Below are 2504 nucleotides of genomic sequence, written 5' to 3' on the forward strand. Positions count from 1 at the left end.
ACCGGTTGAAGGACAAAAAGAAGATAGGCATTGCACCGATAATCGGTGAAATTTAACCCCAAGGGGGGTCAAAACTAGATTGCCGAATTAACCCCAAAGGGGGTCAAATTTAAACTGCCGTTGACAATGGCTGTATTGTAGGTGCTTTTGCACCAGGAGATGTTCAGTGGTAACTGCTAACAAGTTGCTTAATTTCGTTCCGGCCATAAACAGCATGGCCTCCACTGGACTGCCTACGCTGCGCTGCGGCAGCCAATTAGCAAAGCGTTATACGCTTTGAGCCGAAGTAAGTAGAGAGCAATATGGATATTCTGAGTACAGCGATTCAAGTTAATGTTTCAACGATCATTCTTGCTTGTATTGCTGGCATATTAGTATGGCGTTGTAATCACCCTGGAAAAATTCGTTTTTGCTTGGGCCTGGCAATTGTTTGTTTGAGTGGCATCTTAGCCATACCTGCTGCTCAGTATTTTTCAGGCTCGTCTTTATCATTAGTTACTCAAAGCAACATAATCGGCATTTTTCATGGTGCAGGTTTGCTTGTTTGCGCAACGGCTTTTCAGTTCAATGCAAAACGCGTATAACAAATTGCTTAATTTCGTTCCGGCCACAAACGGCGTGGCCTCCACTGGACTGCCTACGCTACGCTGCGGCAGCCAATTAGCAAAGCGTTAAATTTATGGAAAGCCTATGAGTAGAACCATTGAAATTCTTGATGAGCTTATTGCAGAGGGGGAGCAATTCAACTTCCGGAATTTTTGTGCGGGAGTTTCCCAGTTTGGGTACCCAAGCTCATATTCTGAAGAGTGGATCGTGTGGCAGTCCCGCGCCAAAACCTTTATCAAAGCAAAGTTTGGCGAAGAGTCCGTCCCTGCATATACGCTAGAGCGGGGTTTGGGTATTAGGGTTCTGGGTAATGGTGAGGAAAAATTTACCAATGCTAAAACATTAATACTAAGCGCATTGAAAGCGGCTCGTTTGAGCATTTCGGATGAGGTTCTACCAGAGGTCGGTGAAATACAGGTAAATTCTTCAGGCGTTCCGATTTCAAACAAAGTATTCATAGTTCATGGCCATGACGAAAAGGCAAAGCATGAACTGGAAATCTTTCTCGCAGAACTGGGCCTCGAACCCATTGTGTTACATCGCCAAGCCGACGAGGGCAAGACTGTTATCGAGAAGTTTGAGAAACATAGCGATGTTGGATATGCTTTCATATTACTGACTCCTGATGATATTTCTTACCTTTCCTCTGAGTCTGACTTACCTGAGAGTGAACGAAGACTTGAGTTTCGCGCGAGGCCTAATGTCATTTTTGAATTTGGGTATTTCGTAGGTAAGCTGGGGCGATCTCGGGTTTGTTGTTTGCATACGGGGTCCGTAACGCTACCTAGCGACGTTAGTGGGTTAGTTTATAAGTCTTTTTCAAACAGTATTGAGGAAAGCGGTTACTCCATAATCAAAGAGCTCAAGGCCGCTGGATACCGTGTTACAATTTGAACTTAACAAGGCCAGGCACGGCGATGCCTTTTTCGTTGTGGCTTCGCCTCCATTGAAAAACCGCGAGTGCTGGCGGCGTTACGCAAAGAAACGAGTGTGTGAGAATGGATGACTTTTTAAAGGGGGTTTACGTTAGTGAGGTGAAAAAGCAATGTGAGTTCGGGCTAGCTGCTGTTAGCTACTTAAACCATGCTTTACACCAGATACACAACGATGCACTACAAAGAGATGAACAGCAGTTTTACCATTCTGAAGTGTTTAGGCAGACCCACAGTTTGCTAACCCACGCTAGTAACGTTTCCCGCATGTTTTGGCCTCCGCTACCTAAACAGAAAAAGAATGAGACCGATGAGCATTATGAAAGCCGCCTGCTGAACATTGATAAAGTTGTAAGGGGTAGAGCTCTAAAGAGCGAGTATGGATTGGATGACAGCAATCCTCTCAAAAATAGAAGCCTACGCGACCATCTAGAACACTACGATGAACGGCTTGACCACTGGCGCAATAATAGCGTCAATAGAAACATCCTAAGTGATACCATCGGGCCCCCGAACGCTGTTGTAGGTCTGGCAGAATCAGACATGATGCGTTGGTTTGATCCTACTCGGAGTATGTTTAGGTTCCGAGGTGAAGAGTACGATCTCCAGGCAATCGCTTCGTCGATTGATCAGCTGTTAGTTATTTCGCGCAGGCTTCAACAGGAGCTGTGGGATAGGCGAGTTAACCGCTCTGAGCATAGTGCGTAACAAGGCGCTCAAACATCGGCCAGTTCGTGACCTAGATCTCCTTTACGGCGCTTTACGCCCTAACTATGGTCGTTTAGCGCGGCGCGAATGTCCGCTTCTGGCACAAAGCCGAAGGTCAGAAATGAGCGATATATAGTCATTCGTACCCTGAGAACTACACTTTGATATGCATCAGGGTATGCGCTTATTGGATACGAATATTGAGCGAGAATCACTCGACGATCACCGCTTTTCTTTCGATCCAGTAAGTGCTCCATT

Annotated in this window: 4 protein-coding genes; 3 read left to right on the forward strand and 1 reads right to left on the reverse strand. The window is 45.8% G+C overall.

Going from position 1 to position 2504, the window contains the following annotated elements:
• The first annotated feature begins 302 nt into the window (after positions 1-302).
• From EGC76_RS11830 to EGC76_RS11840, 3 genes are all read left to right on the forward strand, one after another.
• Positions 303-584 (forward strand): hypothetical protein, encoded by a 282-nt coding sequence (locus tag EGC76_RS11830; RefSeq protein WP_128353205.1) that lies wholly within the window; start codon positions 303-305, stop codon positions 582-584.
• 106 nt (positions 585-690) lie between these two features.
• On the forward strand, positions 691-1500 hold the full coding sequence (locus EGC76_RS11835; RefSeq protein ID WP_128353206.1) for a TIR domain-containing protein: 810 nt from the start codon (positions 691-693) through the stop codon (positions 1498-1500).
• Positions 1501-1604: 104 nt separating this feature from the next.
• Positions 1605-2246, forward strand: coding sequence for a hypothetical protein (locus EGC76_RS11840; protein ID WP_128353207.1), 642 nt, complete (start codon positions 1605-1607; stop codon positions 2244-2246).
• A 59-nt stretch (positions 2247-2305) separates the two neighbouring features.
• Here EGC76_RS11840 and EGC76_RS11935 read toward each other — a convergent pair.
• Positions 2306-2504: hypothetical protein (locus EGC76_RS11935; protein ID WP_220445693.1), on the reverse strand; the 199-nt coding region annotated here is incomplete at its 5' end.

The organism is Pseudidiomarina gelatinasegens (assembly GCF_004025325.1).
In the GTDB taxonomy this organism is placed as follows: Bacteria; Pseudomonadota; Gammaproteobacteria; order Enterobacterales; family Alteromonadaceae; genus Pseudidiomarina; species Pseudidiomarina gelatinasegens.